Here is a 19,081-nt window from a genome sequence, read left to right as displayed (position 1 = left end):
CATCTTCCTATCAGTAATACTCATCAATGTCTTTCAGCTTCTTTTTCTTGTTTTTCTTATTATCAAATCTGACCGTATCTTCCGACTGAACCTCAATAGGTCGCTTGGATTGCAGTGAAAAAGGTAATCGGATGATTGCATCCCTCATATCTGCAAGACGCAAAGGATTTATTGGTTCTAAGAAAGGCCTCCCTAATGAAGTCAATCGAAGTAAATGTATAAGCAAAAAACAAAAGCATAAGGTAACTCCCAATAAGCCTAAAAAGTGAGCAGAAATGAGAAATGGAAACCGGATCAGTCTTATCGTATTACCCATTTGATAGACCGGTGTTGTAAAAGAGGCTAAAGCAGAGAGTGCCACAATAATAAGCAGAACATTACTTGTCAGGCCAGCCTCCACAGATGCAGTTCCAATTACAATCCCTCCTACGATACCGATTGTTTGACCGACTTTTGTAGGTAGTCTTGCCCCTGCCTCTCTTAATAATTCTATTGCCAGTTCCAGAATGATTGCTTCTAGTATCGGAGGCAGTGGTATCGCATTTCTCGACGTGACCAAGGTACTTACGAGATCTTTTGGAATCAATTCATAGTGATAGGTCAATACGGCTACATAGATAGGTGTCACTAATATGGAGAAAATGACAGCAAAAAGACGAACGACACGGAAAAAGGATGCGATGATCCAATTAAGAAAATAGTCTTCAAATGCAGAAAAGAACTCAAAAAGCGTCGTCGGGCCAATCAGCCCATGCGGCGCACCATCCACAAGAATGACAATTTTACCCTCAGCCAATACAGATGCAACCCGATCTGGCCGTTCTGTGTCAATAAATTGTGGGAATGGAGAGTTGTTATTATCCTGGATTAATTGAGTGATGTAGGAGCTATCATTAATCTGATCGAATGAAATGTCTTCTATTCTTTGAATGACCGTATGTATATTTTCACTATTTGCAACATCCTCCAAGTATAAAACCGCTACTCTAGTTTTGGATAACTTGCCAACAGTAAATTCTTTCACTTCAAGCGTTGGTACAGGCAGCCTTTTTCGAACCAGGTTTAAATTTACATCCAAAGATTCCACAAAAGATTCTTTGGGCCCCACGACACTGAATTCCACTTCCGGCAGGGAAACTTGCCGTCCCTTATTTGCTATGGCAGGTAATAATGCTACAGTAGTTGATTCTTGTGATAAATGAATGCCAACGTAGCCGTACAGGAGCATTTCTTGAACTTCATGCCAATCGTCCGTCATCTTTATGTCATCAATAGGGATAGTCAGAGGCAGGTCTTCCATCTTTTCTACTTCGAATTTATGAAAATATGGAAGTATCTCCTTTTGAATAATATCCTTATCAACCAAAGAGCTGTAATAATAGAGATGAAATGGTGTTTTACATTTCTCATAGAACGAATATACAAAGTCGTCGGATTTCTTGAAGAGTTCTAGTAATTGATCAAAAGTTTTGGTCTCCTCCACCGTCTCAATGGGTTTAGGTTCTGGAGGATCATGATTGATCAGTTTTTTTATAGGTCTTTTTTTCATTACAGTCACCCGTTTATTCTTAAGGATGCATAGGATATTTTTGTTATTATTCCATTAAATTGGATAATAATTCACTTATGAGCTACAAAATGGTGTTCATTTCCAAAAGCGCAAAAAATCCAGCATACAACTATGCTAGACTTTCACTTTTATTTATAGGCTTTGTTAAACAAAAGTGTTGATATATGATAACTAGCTGTTGATTTCCGCACTAGGCTCCACAAACGCTCCGCGGAAATCAACAGTGGTGCTTAACAGAGCATATTTATAAAAAATGCTTCCATACGCGAATAATCAATCTGGGAATAAAAACAATGATGTTCCAGAGGATGGATAAGATTATCGAATCCTTAATTTCCTCAAATAACCATCGTACAAAACTTTTTTGTTTTCTTCTTTTTTTCTCCAATATCCAAACCACCAAATCTTTTAATTTCAATGAATTACTATGTAAGCTTATCTTGTTCTATGTTAGGCATCTTTATAATTCCGCTAGTCCCTTATATGTTATGTAAAAATGGTAGTTGTTTTCTTAATAAGTAAATAAAAGTCCCCTTCATAACGAAGAGGACTTCCCATTACTTATAGAATGCTTTTTCTACGTTATATTTTGCTTCCAGCTCATTGATGAAATATGTTTCATAAATCTCGCGCTCCATCGCATCTTCCACGATGCAGACGTCGATTCGGTATACTTCATCACGGTGGTTCTTTATTGGAGATACGTTATCTTCCAAATGCTTTTTTACGCGCTGACGAAGCTTTCTTGCCTTGCCGACGAAAAGCAGTTCATCATTGATATTAAAGAACATGAAAATCCCGGCTTTATCTCTTGGGATCTGATGTAGGTCAATGAACCCGGAGACAGGTGTGATGATAGGTTCGTCATTTCTTCTTATTTGTTGGCGTTCCGTAATGGACACGCTCGGTTTAGGTATGCTGATATTAATCATGTTTAGTCACGTCCTCTTTTCTTGTAGAGCTAAATGGTACCATATCTTATGTGGAAAAGCTATGAGTTGTTTGAGTCTTTCACCAATGCTCCACCAACATCATAATTCATGGGTTCAAGAACGGTCGGCTGACCTAGGGCGAGTCTTGCCAACTCAGCGCCCATAAAAGGTCCGCTTGTCAATCCTGATGCACCCATCCCATTCGCCACAAGGATCCCCTCATACGAAGGAAGGGCTCCAATAACTGGAAGGAAACCTGGGGTGAAAGGTCGAAATCCTACTCGAGTTTCAATATGGGTGCCATTCTCCAATCCAGGCGCCACATCAAGTGCTTTTCCCAGTATTTCATGTATTCCGCCTGCTGTTACACGAGTGTCAAAGCCCGCGTTATCTTCGTGAGTGGCTCCTATCACTACCCGGCCGTTTTCAAAGGCAAGGATATATTGATTGGTAGGAGGCATTATTACCGGCCATTTTGCAGTATCTGCTTCCTCAAGTTCCAAGTGGACAATCTGTGCTTTTTGGGGAACCACTGCAAATTGAACTCCAAGTGGTTCAATCGTCTTTTTGGACCAGGCACCTCCTGTATCAATTACCATGTCTGCATCATAAAACTGATTCTGATTGACTGTTACTCCTATAACCGTCTTTTCTCTGTGTACAATTTCAGCATGTCCGTTCATTACTTTTACGCCAAGCTTTCTGGAAGCATTTAGCAAAGCGTCTCTTAAAGCCCGCCCGTTCACTCTTGCACCACCACTTACAAAAACTGCCCCATACCCTTCTGCTAAAGGGGGGAAAAGCCTTTTGGCCTCCAAATGTGAAAGAATGGAGATTTCCCCTATCTCTGGCGCGTCCTCTCTTCTCTTTCTGGCTCTATAAGCCATTTTTTCTAGCTTTTCAATTTCTTTATGTAAACTGAGGGCACCAACCCGGCTATAGCCCGTCTCGGTTTCCCCATCCTCTTTAAGCATTTCAATGAGTGTTGGATAGTATCGGGCTCCGTTCCTAACTAGTTCATACCATGCCTTATTTCTCCTCTGCGAAATCCACGGACAGATGATTCCAGCTGCTGCGTCGGTTGCCTGCCCTTTATCAAAGCGGTCTATGAGGGTGACATCCGCTCCAGCTTTCACAAGGTGATAGGCTGTCGAGGCACCCACGACACCTGCGCCAATAACAATAAATTTTCGCATAATTAACACCTTTTCCTTTGCATATGTATACAAAAGCTATTATGCCTCAATTACAGTTGAATTCCTAGTGATGCCTTCAGATAATCAAAAAACAAATAAGCCTAGCAATGGTTGGCTAGGCTTGATTGAACGTTTCTTTTGATTTAGTCGTTATGTCCAAAATTTATATTCTTTCCATAGAATATTTCGTCCATTTCATTTGTAAGCTTTTCCGTAATCTCGTACCTCTCATCATCATTCAGCGATTCTTTGGAAAATCCGAAAAGATAATTATTCAGGTCAAAATCCTTTAGTCGGCACTTGGTGTGAAAGATGTTTTCCTGATATATATTGACATCGATCATATCATAGAGGCTTTTAACATCTTCCGGTATGTAGTTTTGTATCGAATTTATATCATGATCGATAAATAGCTTATTACCGTTGATATCCCGTGTAAACCCACGGACACGGTAATCCATCGTCATGATGTCTGTTTCAAAGGAATGGATGAGATAATTCAGAGCTTTCAGAGGAGAAATCTCTCCACAGGTGGAAACATCAATATCAGCGCGAAATGTACTTATCCCTTCTACTGGGTGGTATTCCGGATAGGTATGAACGGTTATATGGCTTTTGTCCAACTGAACTACAACATTATCAGGAAGCGGTCCTGGAGATTCCTCATACGATTCATTCGGCACTTCCACCACAGGACCTTCCGAAACAAGTACGGTTACACTTGCTCCCTGAGGCACATAATCCTGTTTGGCGACATTTAGCACATGCGCTCCAATCAGGTCGGCAACTGTAGTCAGTATTTTTGTCAAACGGTCGGCATTATACTGCTCATCGATATAATCAATATAGGCCTCCCGCTCTTCCTTTGTTTTCGTATAGCAGATATCATACATGTTGAAACTCAGGGACTTAGTGAGGTTATTGAATTCATGAAGCGTGATTCTCTGCTCTGGTGTGATTTTCAAAGTTTCTTCCCCCTTTTTTCCTAGCACTAAATATGAAGTGCTTATAATTATTTTTATAGTACCCCTTCCTACTAGGAAAAAAACAATTAGTCCAGGGCAAGAAAATCTGCTATCTCATCTTTTCGTTCGATAAAGGCCTTTCTACCCGCTTCAATTAACTCATCCATGTAAGTAATATCATCAAATGGCACCTCACCACCCAGTTCCTTGTTAATGCGGAGATAATTCCCGCCAAGCAGCTGCTTACACTGATAGGTAACGGATTCTGAAGACAACTGCAAAGCGAGGTCCAACAGTTTTGGTGTCACCTTCATGGATGGAATACGAAAAGGAAGCCACTGCTTTACCCCCCAATACTTGTTATCAGAAATAGTAAAATCAATTTTCTGAAGACCTGTACCGATGGATAAAATGTTTATTTCCTCTATACCGAGATTAAAATACTCCAAAGCCTCTGTAATACAAACCATTGATGGATTATTTGCCCATAGTCCACCGTCAATTGATAAATAGTGATTGCCGATATTGTTTGGTGGAAAGTATACGGGTGCGGAACAGGAAGATAAAACTGCGTCCCAAAGTTTGATCGTTAGATCCTTTGAATCTTTATTTCCATAATTGGATCGATGAACAAAAGGTCTTCCATGAGTAACGTCAACAGCAGGTATCAATAAGGGGGTAGATATGTCAGCCAATGTACGTTCACCGAAAGCCTGAGTTAAAAATTTCCTAAGATATTTATCGCTGTAGATGCTCTTAAATAGCCCCACTTTGGCTTGCCTGATAAATATCTTCTCTCCAGAACTTATATAGCTCTCCAGTACTTTTTTCATTTCCATTTTTAAGCAAACTGAAGCTGCAATGACAGATCCTGTGCTTGTACCTGCAACGACATCAAAGAGTTCCGAAACCGGCTTATTATTTTGCTCTTCGATAGCCTGTAGAATAGCCAGGGAGAAAACTCCCCTTATGCCTCCTCCATCAATGCAAAGTATTTTCATTATTTTCACCTTATTTTTTTGTCTTACAAGTTATCTTTTCCTCTTCAACGATACTTATGTGGGATAGATTTGGTCACAGATCTCACTTTGGTGAAGAAGAGTATATTGAGTGCCATGATAAAGATGTAAAAGAAAAAGGAATAGAGGGATGTCCAATTTTTGAATTGAAAAAGATTGAACTGTAAGGATATCAGTTCCAAAGTAGTAAGAATCATTCCCCAGCATAAAGTGTATATAAGCCAATTCGGTTTATATTTCGAGTAAAAGTAGAATGCAATGACAATAGGCGGTGGATATACCAAAGTCTGCAGGACTACATCAAATATTTCTGCATGGGCATAGTCGATTGTATCGTACATATCCAGGGGAGGCTCTGCAAACAGGGATTCGAGTGTTGTAGTAAGAAAAAGATTGAACAAATAAACAGAGAAAACCTCCACTGCCGATAATTGCCTCTCTCTTTTCAGCAAGTAGAAAAGTAGACTGAGTACGAATATGGTAATAACAATGGTATATATTTCGTTCGCATCAAACTGCTTCGGTAAAATTGGATCCATGATGGTTGAAAACATGTTACTCATGTCTGCAACCTTTCTCTCATTAACAATCGGTATAAATACTTCTTTATGACAAAGGTCATGAATATGACAATCAAGGCGAATATAAAATCTATTTGCGGAAACCAATTTTCACCATTTTTTTTAAGGATCCCTGAGAAAAGATAATATTTTTCACTGGCTACAATAAATGCAGCCCAGCCAAGAATACTGAATGAAATAGTTAATTTGTTATTCGATCGTGACATGAATATTATCCCTATTAACAAAACAGGTAAAATGACACCAAAATGCAGCTTTATAGAGATTTTAGCCCATAGATTATCCGTGATGCTTATCCGGTCATATGGAGAAAATAATTTATAAAAGGTATTTTGACATAAGTAGGAAGCCACAAGGAATAACAATACGAGTTGAAAGGCAGTAAACCTTCTTCTGTAGCGGTGTAAAAAGGACAATATGAGGATGGAAACGGCAAAAGTGATGAAAAAAGCTAAAATCATGAGCGTAACTCCCAAGTTATGACATTTCACTTTTAGTATAACAAAGGAGTTACGATTCATACTTTCCTGGAAAATTACTTGCTATTAATAGTGAGACCTCCAATTACATCAGCGTATGCTTCCAAATGCTTGATTGATGAAATATCATGTTCAAACAAGGGAATATGGATGATTTCCTGCTTTTTGAATTTAAGTGTTATCTGCTGCAGATATTGCGCCTCATTATCCCGTCGGTTCTTCATGAAATCACCGTCTGCATGGGAAGGAATGACTTTGTTGACAATGATTGTTGATACGAGGATATCGTTTTTCTCCAAAACAGCTATGGCTTTTTCTGTTTCAATGATGGGCAGCCGCTCTGCGTTGAGAACAAATGTGTATTCCGTGATGGCTGAATCAAGCAGTACATCACGGACTTTTGCAAATTTTTGTTTCCTTGTTTGTAATTTCTCAAATATGGGATCCTCAATTGGTTCACCATCGTTAAGCAATTGGGTGTAATTGTCCTGGATCTTCCTTCTCTTTTCCAACAGTCCGCTTATCCATACATTCATCAGTTCAGGCAGCGTCAACAATCGAATGGTATGCCCTGTTGGGGCTGTGTCAAAGATGATATGGTCGTAGTTATTTAATTCATCGAGTATGATTGAGGTGATTTTATCAAAAAGGGACGCCTCATCTGCACCGGGTGTTGAGCTGGCCAAATCAATCTGACGGTATACCTCATTTAGCATAGTGGCTTTTACTAGTCCTTTAATATTGTTTTTCACTTCAGATATGTATCGTTTTGATTCAGTCTGTGGGTTAATTTCAAGCAAATACAGATGGTCATTTATCCTCAAAGTAGAATCTTTCGGACATACATGAAAGATATCGCCTACATTATGAGCCGGGTCAGTTGAAACCAATAACACCTTTTTATGTTCATTTGACAATTTAAGCGCAATGGCAGAAGCGGTTGTTGATTTTCCCACCCCACCCTTCCCTCCAACAAACATTATTTTCTTATGTGTACTCTTCATAATTCTCCTCCTAGCAGCATCGAATTCCGTTCAATGGTGACTTTTCCATCCCCATTCGCAAGTGCCAATCATGAAATCGTTCAATGACAAAAGGATAAAGCTCAAGTGTAAAGTAAAACGCAGGGTTTGGGAGGCCCAGCATTTCTGAAAAACATAATAGAGTGAATAGATCTTCTTCATCACGCAGTTCCCTTGCTATTTCCGTACGATGGGGCTGCTGCAATATTTCATCATAGGTAGAAGCCGCTTTTTTTAACAGTTCAAGGATTTCCATATAAAAGCTCCTTTCTGAAATGAAAACGAGGATGATCCATAAAAACGATCATCCTCTTATTCTTTTTACATGGATGGATCGATTGGTGGTGTCTGCTCTTTACTTGTAAATGCCTTGAAGGCCTCAAGAATGATCCAAAATACAAACGCCAGTATTATTCCGCCAAGAATGAACAAGAGCATATTAGCATCAGAATCTCCAAGGCCTGACCATTGGAAAACTACTTGTTTTATCATCGCCCACAAGGTCATCACAAAGATGAAGACCATTGGTACGAAGGTGAAGAAGAAATTTCGTCCCAGCCTTTTTAGCCATATGGATATCAGAAGTAAGCTTATTCCTGCCAACAGTTGATTACTTGTTCCGAATAAAGGCCATAACAGGTAACCACCAGATCCAAAGCCATTCGGCCCCTTGGGAATAAGTACAAGTGCAGCGCTGGACACTACAGCTACAGAGGTAGCAACATGCATATTCGTTAGTGGTTTAAAGTTGTATTCGCTTCCAATTTCAGCGATGATATATCGCATCAATCTAAGAGAAGTATCCAAGCTTGTTGCAGCAAAACTTACTACGATAACAGTAACAATCGTCCGTGCAATGTCTGCTGGGATGAATATTCCCGTAGCAAGCTGGGAGGCTCCATTAATGAAGTTTCCCATTCCACCCAAGCTTGCAGCACCGAAATCGGAATATGCCGCTCTGAAGTCTGCTGCGTTTGCAAACAAGGTAGCTACAGCAATGATGGAAATTATGGCTAAGATCCCTTCCCCCACTGAGCCGAGATAACCAACAAACCTTGCATCAGTCTCTTTGTCCAACTGTTTGGACGTTGTACCGGAAGCAACCAATCCATGGAATCCGGATATGGCTCCACAAGCAATAGTTATAAAGAGCAGCGGAAACCAGGAAACATCACTTACCTCATTTGTCATCGGTGCCGTCAACTCTGGACGTAAAAATACCAAGCCTGCATAAAGCATGATCAGCCCTACGACTAATTGGTGGGAGTTAATGTAATCACGCGGCTGTAAAAGCTTCCAGACGGGTAAAGTGGAAGCAAAATAGCAATAGATAAGGAGAATGGTAATCCATACAAAGAAAGACATGGATACTGCATCCAGACCAAACATGACAGTGTTGTCCGCTCCGCCGAAATAGCGTACAAGATCAATCTGTAAGGCTGGTACTTTACTCGTCAATACAGCTGTACCATACATAATTGCTAATGCAATGATAGACGGAATAAGCATTTTTGCTTTTCTTTTATACACGGCATAACCTATCCAAATTGCAATTGGAATTTCGATAAAGATTGGCAGTACTGATGCAGGAAATTTAATAAAAAGATTGGAAATGACCCATGCAAATACTGCGTTTACCATTAACACAAGAATCAAGATGATAAAAAGAAACAGCATTTTCGCACGCTTTCCAATGAGACGATCAGTAATAGTACCGATCGATTGTCCTTTGTTGCGAACCGATAGGACAAGTGTACCAAAGTCATGAACTCCTGCAGCAAATACAGTGCCAAGAACTACCCATAGGAACGCAGGTCCCCATCCCCAGTACACGGCAATGGCAGGTCCAAGAATCGGTGAAGCTCCTGCCACCGAGGAAAAATGATGCCCCCACAGAACCACTTTCTTTGTTGGTACAAAGTCCACCCCATCCTCATATCGATGGGCAGGTGTAACATAATTCGGATCTAAGCGATAAATCTTTTCTGCGATGAACTTAGAATAATAACGGTAACCCACAGCAAACACAAAAACTCCAATAATCGCCAACCATATGGAATTCACCCATATCCCCCCTTAAATATGTATACAAGAGAATCGTAACCAATCTATGAAAGCGTTGTCAATAATAATTTCAGAAAATTCTCAATTAATAGGAACTGCAGTTAGGATTAGGTACTATTTTCAAAAATATAATTCTTAATTGAGAATGAAGTCTGAAGTTTGGAGAAATTCATATTCTACTAAAATTAATTTACACAAACCATATTTTTAGGCAATAAGGTTTATAACACAGGAAGCTATACTAGGAAAACTCTCTTATGAAAATGATAGAATATTCCTTTTTTTCATATTGTTAATTCTATATAAAGAACTTATAATATGATAGATTCATGAAAAAATTTACTTTTAAGGAGGACTATGGTTGAAGACTAATGGCTTTTCATTATTGTTTGCTATTTTGCTAGTATTTAATATTTTTGCTTCCAGTTCTGTGTTTGCGGAGGGGAATTCGGAAGAACCACCAACGATTGTTGCATTGGGTGATTCCATACCATATGGATATAATTTGACTGGTGATAACTCTGTTCCTTCCAGTTTAGCTTTTCCCAATTTAATTGCTGCTGGATATCCAAATGTCCATAATCTGAGTAAACCTGGATTAACGTCAGATGTCCTTTTGGCTGGTTTGAATGAACAAGTATTAATGACTCTGGAAAGTGCGGATCTTATTACTTTGAATATTGGAAGTAACGATTTACTACAAGCAGTGGAATTTTCAAAGATATTAGCTTCTGGTGTTCCGATTGATGAAGCGAAGAAGTTGGAACTTATGCAAAAAGCTACAGTTGCAGCCCAAAAATTGGGGGATAATTTAGGTGTAATCCTTCAAACAATTCGTCAACAGACGGATGCCCCAATCTTTTTATACAATATTTATAACCCATTTGCTGCAAGTCAAGATCCGTTCGCTGGCTCCATACATATTTTTGGCGAGACGATTTCAAAGACAGTAAATCAAATGGTCATTAATCCAATGCTAGCAATTCCAGAGACCTATATTATAGATTCCTATAGCGCTTTTTCTGGAAATCAAATGAATCTAGTCATTCCCGGTGACATTCACCCTAACCAGGATGGACACAAAGTTCTCGCGGGATTGGCTGATCAACAGTTGGCTATTCTCTATCCTGAAGAAGAAGTCCCATCCTTAGAAGCGGAACTATTCGTTTCTGATGAAGAAGAAACAGAAGGTCCAGTTGAAGTCTTTATCGAAACCAACAAAAATGACTCGGTTACAGCACTCAAGTGGCTGAAAGGATCTGATTTGACAAAGGAAAATTTCATCAGTGAGGGCAATGAAATCAGTTTGGAGACCTTCTCTTTTGAAATTGTGGAAAATGGAACCTATACTGTCTACGTTGAATCCTATGAAGAATTTATCCTTTTGAAGTTCACAATTGAAAATATCAAAGCTCCGCCAGTCGAAGAGGAAGAGCCGCCGGTAGAGGAAGAGGAGCCCCCTGTGGAAGAAGAACAGCCACCGGTTGAAGAAGAAAAGCCTCCTGTAAAAGAAGAACCTAAAGAAGAAAAACCACCAGTTAAAGAGGAAACGAAAAAGCCGTCAAATGGTAATAAGCTTCCGAATACAGCTACAAACTCTTATAACTATCTAGTGATGGGGTCAGGAATGCTTGTGGTAGGTTTTTCTGTAATGCTGACTTCGAGAGTCAGAAGTCGAAAAGTGAATAAATAAAGCAGTAGCCCCCAATTGAAATCAAATGGGGGCTTTTGATTATTCACATCTTCTCAGGTCAGGCCTTCACATTTGCCGAAGACTCATATAGCTCCAACGCTTCCTTGACATTGTAATTCTTCTTGACAATTGCATGAATGGCCTTAATCATTGCTTCGGGCTGCTCGGATTGCCAGATGTTCCGGCCCATATCCACTCCCGCTGCCCCTTGGCACATGGCATTGTAGGTTATTTCCAACGCTTCTTTTATCGTATCGAACTTCGGTCCTCCAGCAATGACAATGGGCACAGGACACTTACTCGTCACCTTTTCAAAATCCTCGCAATAATAGGTTTTAACAATATCGGCTCCCATTTCCGCCGTCACTCTGGAGGCAAGGGCCAAAAATCTGATATCCCTTTTTTCGAGCTCCTTACCCACTGCCGTTATTCCCAGGACAGGAAGACCGTAATCATGTGCTTCACTTACCACATGGGCGAGATTGGTTATCGTCTGTGTTTCGTATTTCGATCCCACAAATACGGATACCCCCACTCCCACCACATTGTGGCGGACTGCCTCTTTCATGGATGTGACGATGGTTTCGTTAGACAGATCATTCAATACAGTTGGTCCGCCTGAAACTCTAAGAACCATCGGCTTTTCGGTATCTTCAGGTATGCATGCAGCTAGTGTACCTCTGGTTAAGTATAGGGAATCCGTATATGGCAGAAGGTCCTTGACAGTTTCCCCCGGCTTTTCGAGACCGGATATCGGCCCAAGAAAATATCCATGATCGATTGCAAGCATAACTGCCCTTCCATTTGGAAGTATTTTATTTAGTCGGTTTTTAAATCCCCATGTCATAACACTTCACTCCTTTTAACATCTATATTTGTGGTTTATCGATGACAACTGAGTCATTCTTTCCTATATGCGGTGATTTGATGAAGACAGCTTTAAAAAGACTGCTTGATTGATTGATAAGATAATGGGAGTCTCCGGGACTGCATTGGATCATATCCCCCGGTTTCGCTTCCACCCTTTCACTATTAATATAGAAATCAATCTTCCCTTCTAAAATGTAAAATATCTCCTCGCACTCCGTATGATAATGATTGGGGAAATCCTGACCAGGCTTCAGTACGACAACCCCGAGATCCACATTCGGGCCCTTTGTCAAATATTTGGGTCCGTTATCACCAAAACGGTACTCAAAATCATTTTCATTCACCTTCTTCATGTCTACCACTCCTTTCGCTCGTCTCTATAAACCTGGTGCCTTCCACATATGTGTTGTTACTCCACTATCAGCAAGCTTCAGCTGTGCTTCATACACCCTCCGCCAATTCCCATAGATTACTGCATATTCTTGATGATTGGCCATCCTTGGCTGGAAGGTTCTCTCCCAAACGACAACTTGATCTACTGCTTCCTTGATAGATGAATAGATTCCTGCTCCAATAGCTGCATATAAAGCTGTACCCAGTGCTGCTGCTTCTTTTATGACAGGCACTTTTACCGGGACACCCAGAACATCCGCAAGAGTCTGGCTCCACAATCTCCCCTTGGAAGCTCCTCCTGCAAATATTACTTCTTCCGGATAGTGACCGGTTACTTCTTCTATAAGCTTCAAGTTTCCTAGAGTGATGAGTGCTGCGTTTTCCTGGAGTGATTTGAACATTTCCATTTTTCCGGTCTTTTGAGGATCGATACTGAGGTTAATAAAGGATGGTGCTGCATGGCGCCAGGATATATAATTCATGACATCGGAGAATATAGGAATGATCCCGTTAGATCCAGCAGGTACAAGCTTGGCTTTCTCTTCCAATATCTCATAAGCATCCCTGCCGGTTATTTTTGCCTCTTCCAATTCCTTCTCGCAAAAGGCATCCCGGAACCAACGCATAACAAGCCCTGGGAAGAATGCGATAGCCTCCAATTGCCATTGTCCACCGACTGCATGACAATTTACTCTAAGCCTGCCTTCTGGATCAAAATAAGGTTTATCCACGTTCACCTCTTGCTGCCAAAATGACCCGCCGGAGACGACCGTTTGGTTTGTCGTAATGGCACCTACGCCCACTGAAGCCATCTGTGCATCTCCTCCACCTGAAACAACCAGTGTTTCCGGGCTTAATCCAGTAAGAGATGCTGCTTCCTTTGTGATTTTCCCAAGTACTGTTCCTGCTTCATGTACCTTTGGAAAGAAAGTATCCTTGATTCCACATCTTGTAGATATTTGTTTTTGCCACTGCCTTTTCTCAAGATCAAAAATTCCACTCGTACAACCATTGGATGGATCCACTTGAAGGACGCCTGACAATCTATAGAGTATCCAATCGTTGATCATCGTTATAGAAGTGGTTGCTTCGTAGATTTCAGGTTTATGCCTTTTTAACCACAACAGGCGCGGGATGGCACCTAGCGCAAAAGTCTGACCCGACTCGGCATACAATTCCATCTCCAACTTTTCATCCAATAATTTCAAGTCATTAACCTCTTCGCAAGCTCTTGCGTCCACATTTGCACATGCCCAGATTTCCTGGCCTTTCCGGTCGTACAAGACAAACCCTTCCCTCATACTTGTCGCACTTAACGCTTTAATTTCTGATGGAAGGATATCTGTTTCCTGCAACACTTCCTTGACGCAATGAATGACCAGGTTCCAATTGTAAACAGTATCAAAGTTCATCGACCCAGGAACATCCTCTTCCGAAAGATGGGTCCATTCTTTTTGCGACACTCCTATTTGTTTTCCATTACGATCAAATAAGACGGCTCTGATACTTCCTGTTCCTGCATCAAAGGCCAATACGTATTCCATGCTATACGTTCACCTCCATATTCATTAAAGCCCTTGCAGTCGTTTCATCTGTTACTAATGTATGAATATAGCCACCCTTTAAAGCTCCATAAATGGCATCAAGCTTTTTCTCCCCTCCGGCAACTGCAAGGACATTGTTCATTTCTTTCAATCTATTGATATTCAATCCTATTAATCTTTTATGGTGTGGAAGGGCAATCACTTTTCCTTCCCGATCATAAAACTGTCCCAATATGTCTCCGACTGCATGTTGCTGCTTGATAAAAGTAAGTTCATTCAGCGTCATTTTCTCTTCCTGGATGATGGTGGCGTCGGGAGATACCCCTCCTATCCCAACCAAAATGTACTTGGATAGAGTGCCAAGCTCCAGAATTTCCTTGATGGAAGGCTCCGACAAGAAGCTTTCCGCCATCTCTTCCGAGGAAGCAAGGAAAGGTGCCGGAATGATGGAAATATGATGGAACTTCTCCATCCCTCTATCGGTGGAACTTCGATTATGGAGATAATAGTTGACCCCACCTGTCAATGTGACGACACATACATTCAAGTTGGGATCCAATGTAAGATAATCGATGGTACGGGAGACCGCTTTTCCCCAACCGAGTCCTATCAAGTCATCCGGCTGGAGCTTATGGTGCAAATATTGTGAAGCTGCCCTTGAAAGACTATCACTTAAATCCTCCATATTCGGTGGTGTCGGGATTATAAAGGCATTTGCCAATGAAAAAGCGTCTTTGAATTCTTTCTCCATGCTTAAACAATTCGTTCCCATCCCTCTTATGTGGAACTGGACAACTCCCTCCATTCTGGCCCGCTCAAGCAGTCTAACCACCTTTGTACGTGAAATCTCCAAAGTTTTAGCAATTTCGTTTTGGGTCAAATTGTCCTTATAGTAATACCATGCAACTTTTATTAGAAGGTTTTCGGTAAACTTATCCTGTATCATCTGCTGTACACTCCTCAACAAATGTGCGCCATGTAAACTTATGTTCGTGCTTTATGACCAATATATCCATCATGAATATATAAAAGAACTGAAAAAAATCTTTCGGAAAAAATAATGAAGTAGATGGAATAAATGATATCTCTGCTGTGTAAATAAATAACAAGCAAGCAAAGACAGTTGAACATATTTTGAGTGCAGCTTTATTTGTTCAATTGAAAGCGTTTAAATTCCATTTTAACCCCGATGAAGGTGGTGAAGGCAATAATGACGGGCAAATCCGATCCACTTTTGAAAGTGGAAGTAATAACTAAAAAATTTTCAGGAAATCAAGTACTAAGTGGAGTTTCTTTGTCCTTGGATCATGGAGAGGTCCATGCCATTGTGGGTGGAAATGGAGCAGGAAAATCCACTTTGATGAAAATAATTACCGGTTTATATAAAGCAGATAGCGGCAGGATTATCGTGAAGGGGAAAACGGTACAATTTTCGTCCACACATGAAGCACATCAACATGGAATATACCTTGTGCCACAGGAACCGCTCATCTTCCCCAATATGACGGTTGAAGAGAACATACTCATAGGTATCCCTGGGAAAAAATCCATATTGCAGAACAAAATCAAAGACCTTACTTCAAAGCTGGGATGGAAGCTGAACCTTCACGAAACAGCTCTGTCTTTATCCATTGCGGAGAAACAGTTGGTGGAGATCATTCGGGGTCTTGTCAGGGAAGCGGATATTTTAATTTTAGACGAACCTACCTCCACTCTTACCTTTGGTGAAATCGACTCCCTTTTTACCACGATCAATCAGTTGAAAAAGGAAGGAATCGGCTTATTCTATATCACGCATCGTTTCAGTGAAATTTTTCGGATGGCAGATAAAATTTCCGTCCTGCGTGATGGTGTCATATCTGGTCAAGGTCTTGTTAAAGAATTTACGTATGAAAGGCTTTTAGCCAGTTTACTCCCTGAAAATACGGAAACTATATCGAATGCGAGCCATTTCGAAAAGTACGCGGAAGGACACAAAGCATCCAGCATATTAGAGGTCACCAACTTGACAGGGCGAGGTTTTGAAGAGGTTTCCCTCTCTCTTTCACCTGGCGAAATATTAGGAATTGCAGGAGTGGTTGGAGCTGGACGGACAGAACTGGCGGAGGCCATTGCTGGAATATCCAATCCTTCAGGCGGTACTATCAACTTTAATAATGAAGAAATCAGTAACATACCCATAAGGAAAAGGATTGATAAAGGATTAATCTATGTACCTGAGGACAGGCATAAACATGGCATCTTCTCTCTCGCTACTATTCAAAGCAATATATCCTCCACCATTCTTCATCGCCTCAGTAAAGTATTTTTGCCATTTCGTACAGAAAGCTCCCTTGCGTCGGATTATGTCTCGAAACTTAAAATAAAAACTACCTCCACTCTTCAAATTTTGGAAGACCTATCCGGTGGAAATCAGCAAAAGGTGGTCCTTTCAAGATGCCTTGCTGCCGATCCCAAATTAATTATATTCGATGAACCTACCCGGGGAATTGATGCCAATGCCAGAAAAGACATCTACCATATTATCCATCTATTGAGTCAGCAGGGGTTGGCGGTTCTTCTCATTTCCTCTGACATCGAGGAAATCGTCAGCCTTAGCGATAGGGTCGTCATCCTCTATGAAGGAAAGCTTGTAAAAACCCTACAAAAAGCAGAGCTTTCACCTGATACGATCGCTGCATATGCATTTGGGGTAAACAGTGAGGTGATTCACAAATGAGCGCACTTTTCTTGCGTTTACTCAAGACCCGTGAGCTTTCCTTAGTCTTACTATTGTTTGCTTACATTCTCTTTGTGAGCAGCATCAATTCAGATTTTTTTTCCAGGGACTCATTCTCCCTGTTAATAAAAGCAAGTGTCATTCTTCTAGTTTTGGCAGTTGGCCAGTCTTTTGTCCTGCTCACCTCTAATATTGATGTATCGGTAGGATCCATCATGGGGTTGTCAGCTGCAGTCTGTGGGGTTCTTTTAACTTCAGGTGTGGGTATTTGGATTGTACTACCTGCAGTTCTCTTAGTCGGTGGTCTTGTTGGATTGGTGAATGGCATCGGGGTATCCTATCTGAAGGTTCCTTCGATCATTATGACTCTTGGGATGCTTGGTGTAATCAGAGGAATCATGCTGATCTATACCAAAGGCATGTGGATTGAAAATATCCCGAACTACTATAAAAAGTTGGCAAATCTAAAGCTCATGGGAATCAACCTCTCTGTCTGGATTGTCCTACTTCTGTTGGTGCTCGCGCATCTCTGGCTTACTAAATCTCGATTTGGCCGATACTTCTTTGCGGTTGGAGATAACAAGGATGGCGCGAGTCTGGTAGGTATTCCTGTACAGAAAGTAACCGTTTTGGCATTCATACTTTCAGGAGTGTCTGCTGCAATAGCCGGTTTGATATTTGTTATGAATATCGGATTTGTTCCCAATCAAACTGGAACAGGCATAGAGCTGCAGGTTATTGCAGCTGCTGTTCTTGGAGGTGTCAGTTTAACCGGTGGGTTAGGAACCGTCCTTGGTGCTGGGCTTGGTGCACTATTTCTGACAACGATTACAAATTCCTTAATCTATTTAAAAATACCTGCATACTGGAACAATGCCATTTTTGGTTTATTGCTTTTATTGATTGTCATTGGCGACTCGAAATTTCAATCCTTCATTAAAAGTCAGAGCTTAAAAAAGCGGGAACACCATAAAAGATTAGCAGACAAATCCATAATCAATGGGGGTGGTGATTCTGAAAAAGAGCTTAATGATCTTACGTAAGTGGGAGGGCATTCTTCTCTTGCTCATAATAGTTGAATGTTTCTTGTTCGGAATGCTCTCTCCCGGTTTCCTGCAATTTAATAATCTTTTATATAGCATGAATGACTTTGCCTATATCGCGCTTGCTGCCATACCATTGACATTTGTCATAATTACTGGTGGCATTGATGTCTCTATCGGATCCATCATGGGTCTCACTTCCATCCTTCTTGGTGTTCTATGGATGAACGGAATCTCCATCTGGATTGCCCTCCTGCTGGCACTTCTTATTGCGGGCATTGCAGGCGGAATAAATGGGAGTTTAGTTGCTTTTTCCAATGTTCAGCCTTTGGTTGTAACATTAGGTGGCATGTTTTTGTTTTCAGGAGTAGGTCTCGTGATCTCTGGTGGATCGAGTGCCTCAGGTTATGAAGGCATCAGCGGTTTTCCTTCCTCCTTTGTGGATATCGCGAACGGTCAATTTCTGAACCTGCCGAATCCGATCTGGCTGATTATCGGAAGCGTTGTATTCTTTGGGATTCTACTCCATTTCACACGTTATGGAAGAAACGTGTTCCTGGTGGGGATCAATATAAAAGCTTCACGGTACAGTGGCATTCCTATCAAATGGACGGTCATGAGTACGTATATGCTATCCGGCCTTGGAGGTGGTATTGGGGGAATCATCTTAACATCCTATTTCAGCTCTGCCAGATCTGATCTTGGTTCTGAAGCGGTCCTGCCTGTAATTACAGCGGTTGTACTGGGAGGAACGAGCATTTTCGGCGGAAAAGGAAGTGTTTTAGGGACAGCGATTGCCTGTATTTTCATCGGAATCATGCAATATGGTCTCCAGATGCTTGGGCTATCGAGTTCATACATCAGTGTTGTGATAGGCACCATCTTGATTATTGCTGTCATTTTGAAATACTCCAATTGGCAGTCACTGAATCTTCTATTCACAAGGATCAATAAAAATAAGCATCTTCTAGATAAGAAATAAGGGGGATAT

General features: G+C 40.9%; 17 protein-coding genes and 1 pseudogene. 4 read left to right on the top strand and 14 right to left on the bottom strand.

All coding sequences use genetic code 11. The annotated features are described in order from the left end of the window. Nucleotides 1–10: 10 nt before the first annotated feature. The 10 genes from ACFVAD_RS11125 to ACFVAD_RS11080 all read right to left on the bottom strand — a co-directional run bounded on the left by ACFVAD_RS11125 (nucleotide 11) and on the right by ACFVAD_RS11080 (nucleotide 9,828). Nucleotides 11–1,549, bottom strand: a complete 1,539-nt coding sequence (locus ACFVAD_RS11125; RefSeq protein ID WP_386639520.1) for a spore germination protein — start codon at nucleotides 1,547–1,549, stop codon at nucleotides 11–13. 578 nt (nucleotides 1,550–2,127) lie between these two features. Further along, the gene (locus tag ACFVAD_RS11120) at nucleotides 2,128–2,502 is read right to left on the bottom strand and encodes a nucleotide excision repair endonuclease (RefSeq protein ID WP_386639518.1); all 375 of its coding nucleotides are present in this window, start codon (nucleotides 2,500–2,502) and stop codon (nucleotides 2,128–2,130) included. A 59-nt stretch (nucleotides 2,503–2,561) separates the two neighbouring features. After that, nucleotides 2,562–3,698 carry an NAD(P)/FAD-dependent oxidoreductase gene (locus ACFVAD_RS11115; RefSeq protein WP_386639515.1) on the bottom strand — a complete coding sequence of 379 codons (1,137 nt, stop codon included), beginning with the start codon at nucleotides 3,696–3,698 and terminating at the stop codon, nucleotides 2,562–2,564. 143 nt (nucleotides 3,699–3,841) lie between these two features. Then, nucleotides 3,842–4,663: an adenosylmethionine decarboxylase gene (gene speD / locus ACFVAD_RS11110; protein ID WP_386639513.1), complete on the bottom strand. Its 822-nt coding sequence runs from the start codon at nucleotides 4,661–4,663 to the stop codon at nucleotides 3,842–3,844. Nucleotides 4,664–4,749: 86 nt separating this feature from the next. Further along, entirely contained in the window at nucleotides 4,750–5,664 is a 915-nt protein-coding gene (locus tag ACFVAD_RS11105; protein WP_386639510.1) for a CBASS cGAMP-activated phospholipase, read from the bottom strand. A gap of 44 nt (nucleotides 5,665–5,708) precedes the next feature. Further along, nucleotides 5,709–6,245: a hypothetical protein gene (locus ACFVAD_RS11100; RefSeq protein WP_386639508.1), complete on the bottom strand. Its 537-nt coding sequence runs from the start codon at nucleotides 6,243–6,245 to the stop codon at nucleotides 5,709–5,711. Further along, the gene (locus ACFVAD_RS11095; protein WP_386639505.1) at nucleotides 6,242–6,724 is read right to left on the bottom strand and encodes a hypothetical protein; all 483 of its coding nucleotides are present in this window, start codon (nucleotides 6,722–6,724) and stop codon (nucleotides 6,242–6,244) included. The genes ACFVAD_RS11100 and ACFVAD_RS11095 overlap by 4 nt, the downstream gene beginning before the upstream one ends. Nucleotides 6,725–6,798: 74 nt before the next feature. After that, the gene (locus ACFVAD_RS11090) at nucleotides 6,799–7,746 is read right to left on the bottom strand and encodes an ArsA family ATPase (protein WP_386639502.1); all 948 of its coding nucleotides are present in this window, start codon (nucleotides 7,744–7,746) and stop codon (nucleotides 6,799–6,801) included. A gap of 10 nt (nucleotides 7,747–7,756) precedes the next feature. Beyond that, nucleotides 7,757–8,020, bottom strand: a complete 264-nt coding sequence (locus ACFVAD_RS11085; RefSeq protein ID WP_386639500.1) for a cory-CC-star protein — start codon at nucleotides 8,018–8,020, stop codon at nucleotides 7,757–7,759. Between the two features lie 65 nt (nucleotides 8,021–8,085). Next, nucleotides 8,086–9,828 carry a carbon starvation CstA family protein gene (locus ACFVAD_RS11080; protein ID WP_386639497.1) on the bottom strand — a complete coding sequence of 581 codons (1,743 nt, stop codon included), beginning with the start codon at nucleotides 9,826–9,828 and terminating at the stop codon, nucleotides 8,086–8,088. A gap of 361 nt (nucleotides 9,829–10,189) precedes the next feature. Between ACFVAD_RS11080 and ACFVAD_RS11075 the strand changes: the two genes are divergently transcribed. Beyond that, nucleotides 10,190–11,521 carry an SGNH/GDSL hydrolase family protein gene (locus ACFVAD_RS11075; RefSeq protein ID WP_386639495.1) on the top strand — a complete coding sequence of 444 codons (1,332 nt, stop codon included), beginning with the start codon at nucleotides 10,190–10,192 and terminating at the stop codon, nucleotides 11,519–11,521. Between the two features lie 58 nt (nucleotides 11,522–11,579). Here ACFVAD_RS11075 and lsrF read toward each other — a convergent pair whose 3' ends face one another. Genes lsrF through ACFVAD_RS11055 form a run of 4 tightly spaced genes read right to left on the bottom strand, consistent with a single transcriptional unit; the run spans nucleotide 11,580 to nucleotide 15,274 of the window. Continuing rightward, nucleotides 11,580–12,368 (bottom strand): 3-hydroxy-5-phosphonooxypentane-2,4-dione thiolase, encoded by a 789-nt coding sequence (lsrF, locus tag ACFVAD_RS11070; protein ID WP_386639493.1) that lies wholly within the window; start codon nucleotides 12,366–12,368, stop codon nucleotides 11,580–11,582. Between the two features lie 22 nt (nucleotides 12,369–12,390). Continuing rightward, a complete protein-coding gene (locus ACFVAD_RS11065) occupies nucleotides 12,391–12,744 on the bottom strand; it encodes a cupin domain-containing protein (RefSeq protein ID WP_386639491.1) in 354 nt (117 codons plus the stop codon). Between the two features lie 24 nt (nucleotides 12,745–12,768). Then, the gene (gene lsrK, locus ACFVAD_RS11060; protein ID WP_386639489.1) at nucleotides 12,769–14,328 is read right to left on the bottom strand and encodes an autoinducer-2 kinase; all 1,560 of its coding nucleotides are present in this window, start codon (nucleotides 14,326–14,328) and stop codon (nucleotides 12,769–12,771) included. A 1-nt stretch (nucleotide 14,329) separates the two neighbouring features. Then, nucleotides 14,330–15,274: a sugar-binding transcriptional regulator gene (locus ACFVAD_RS11055; protein ID WP_386639487.1), complete on the bottom strand. Its 945-nt coding sequence runs from the start codon at nucleotides 15,272–15,274 to the stop codon at nucleotides 14,330–14,332. A 264-nt stretch (nucleotides 15,275–15,538) separates the two neighbouring features. Between ACFVAD_RS11055 and ACFVAD_RS11050 the strand changes: the two genes are divergently transcribed. From ACFVAD_RS11050 to ACFVAD_RS11040, 3 genes and pseudogenes are all read left to right on the top strand, one after another. Then, nucleotides 15,539–17,047: a sugar ABC transporter ATP-binding protein gene (locus ACFVAD_RS11050; RefSeq protein ID WP_386639485.1), complete on the top strand. Its 1,509-nt coding sequence runs from the start codon at nucleotides 15,539–15,541 to the stop codon at nucleotides 17,045–17,047. Further along, nucleotides 17,044–17,967, top strand: a pseudogene (locus ACFVAD_RS11045) (ABC transporter permease subunit); the annotation flags it as partial. The gene ACFVAD_RS11050 and the pseudogene ACFVAD_RS11045, both read left to right, overlap by 4 nt. 109 nt (nucleotides 17,968–18,076) lie before the next feature. Further along, nucleotides 18,077–19,072: an ABC transporter permease gene (locus tag ACFVAD_RS11040; protein WP_483887609.1), complete on the top strand. Its 996-nt coding sequence runs from the start codon at nucleotides 18,077–18,079 to the stop codon at nucleotides 19,070–19,072. Nucleotides 19,073–19,081 lie beyond the last annotated feature (9 nt).

Origin of the sequence: Sutcliffiella sp. NPDC057660 (assembly GCF_042800035.1) — a bacterium.
In the GTDB taxonomy this organism is placed as follows: Bacteria; Bacillota; Bacilli; order Bacillales; family Bacillaceae_I; genus Sutcliffiella_A.
This window is presented reverse-complemented; position numbering and strand designations above follow the sequence as displayed.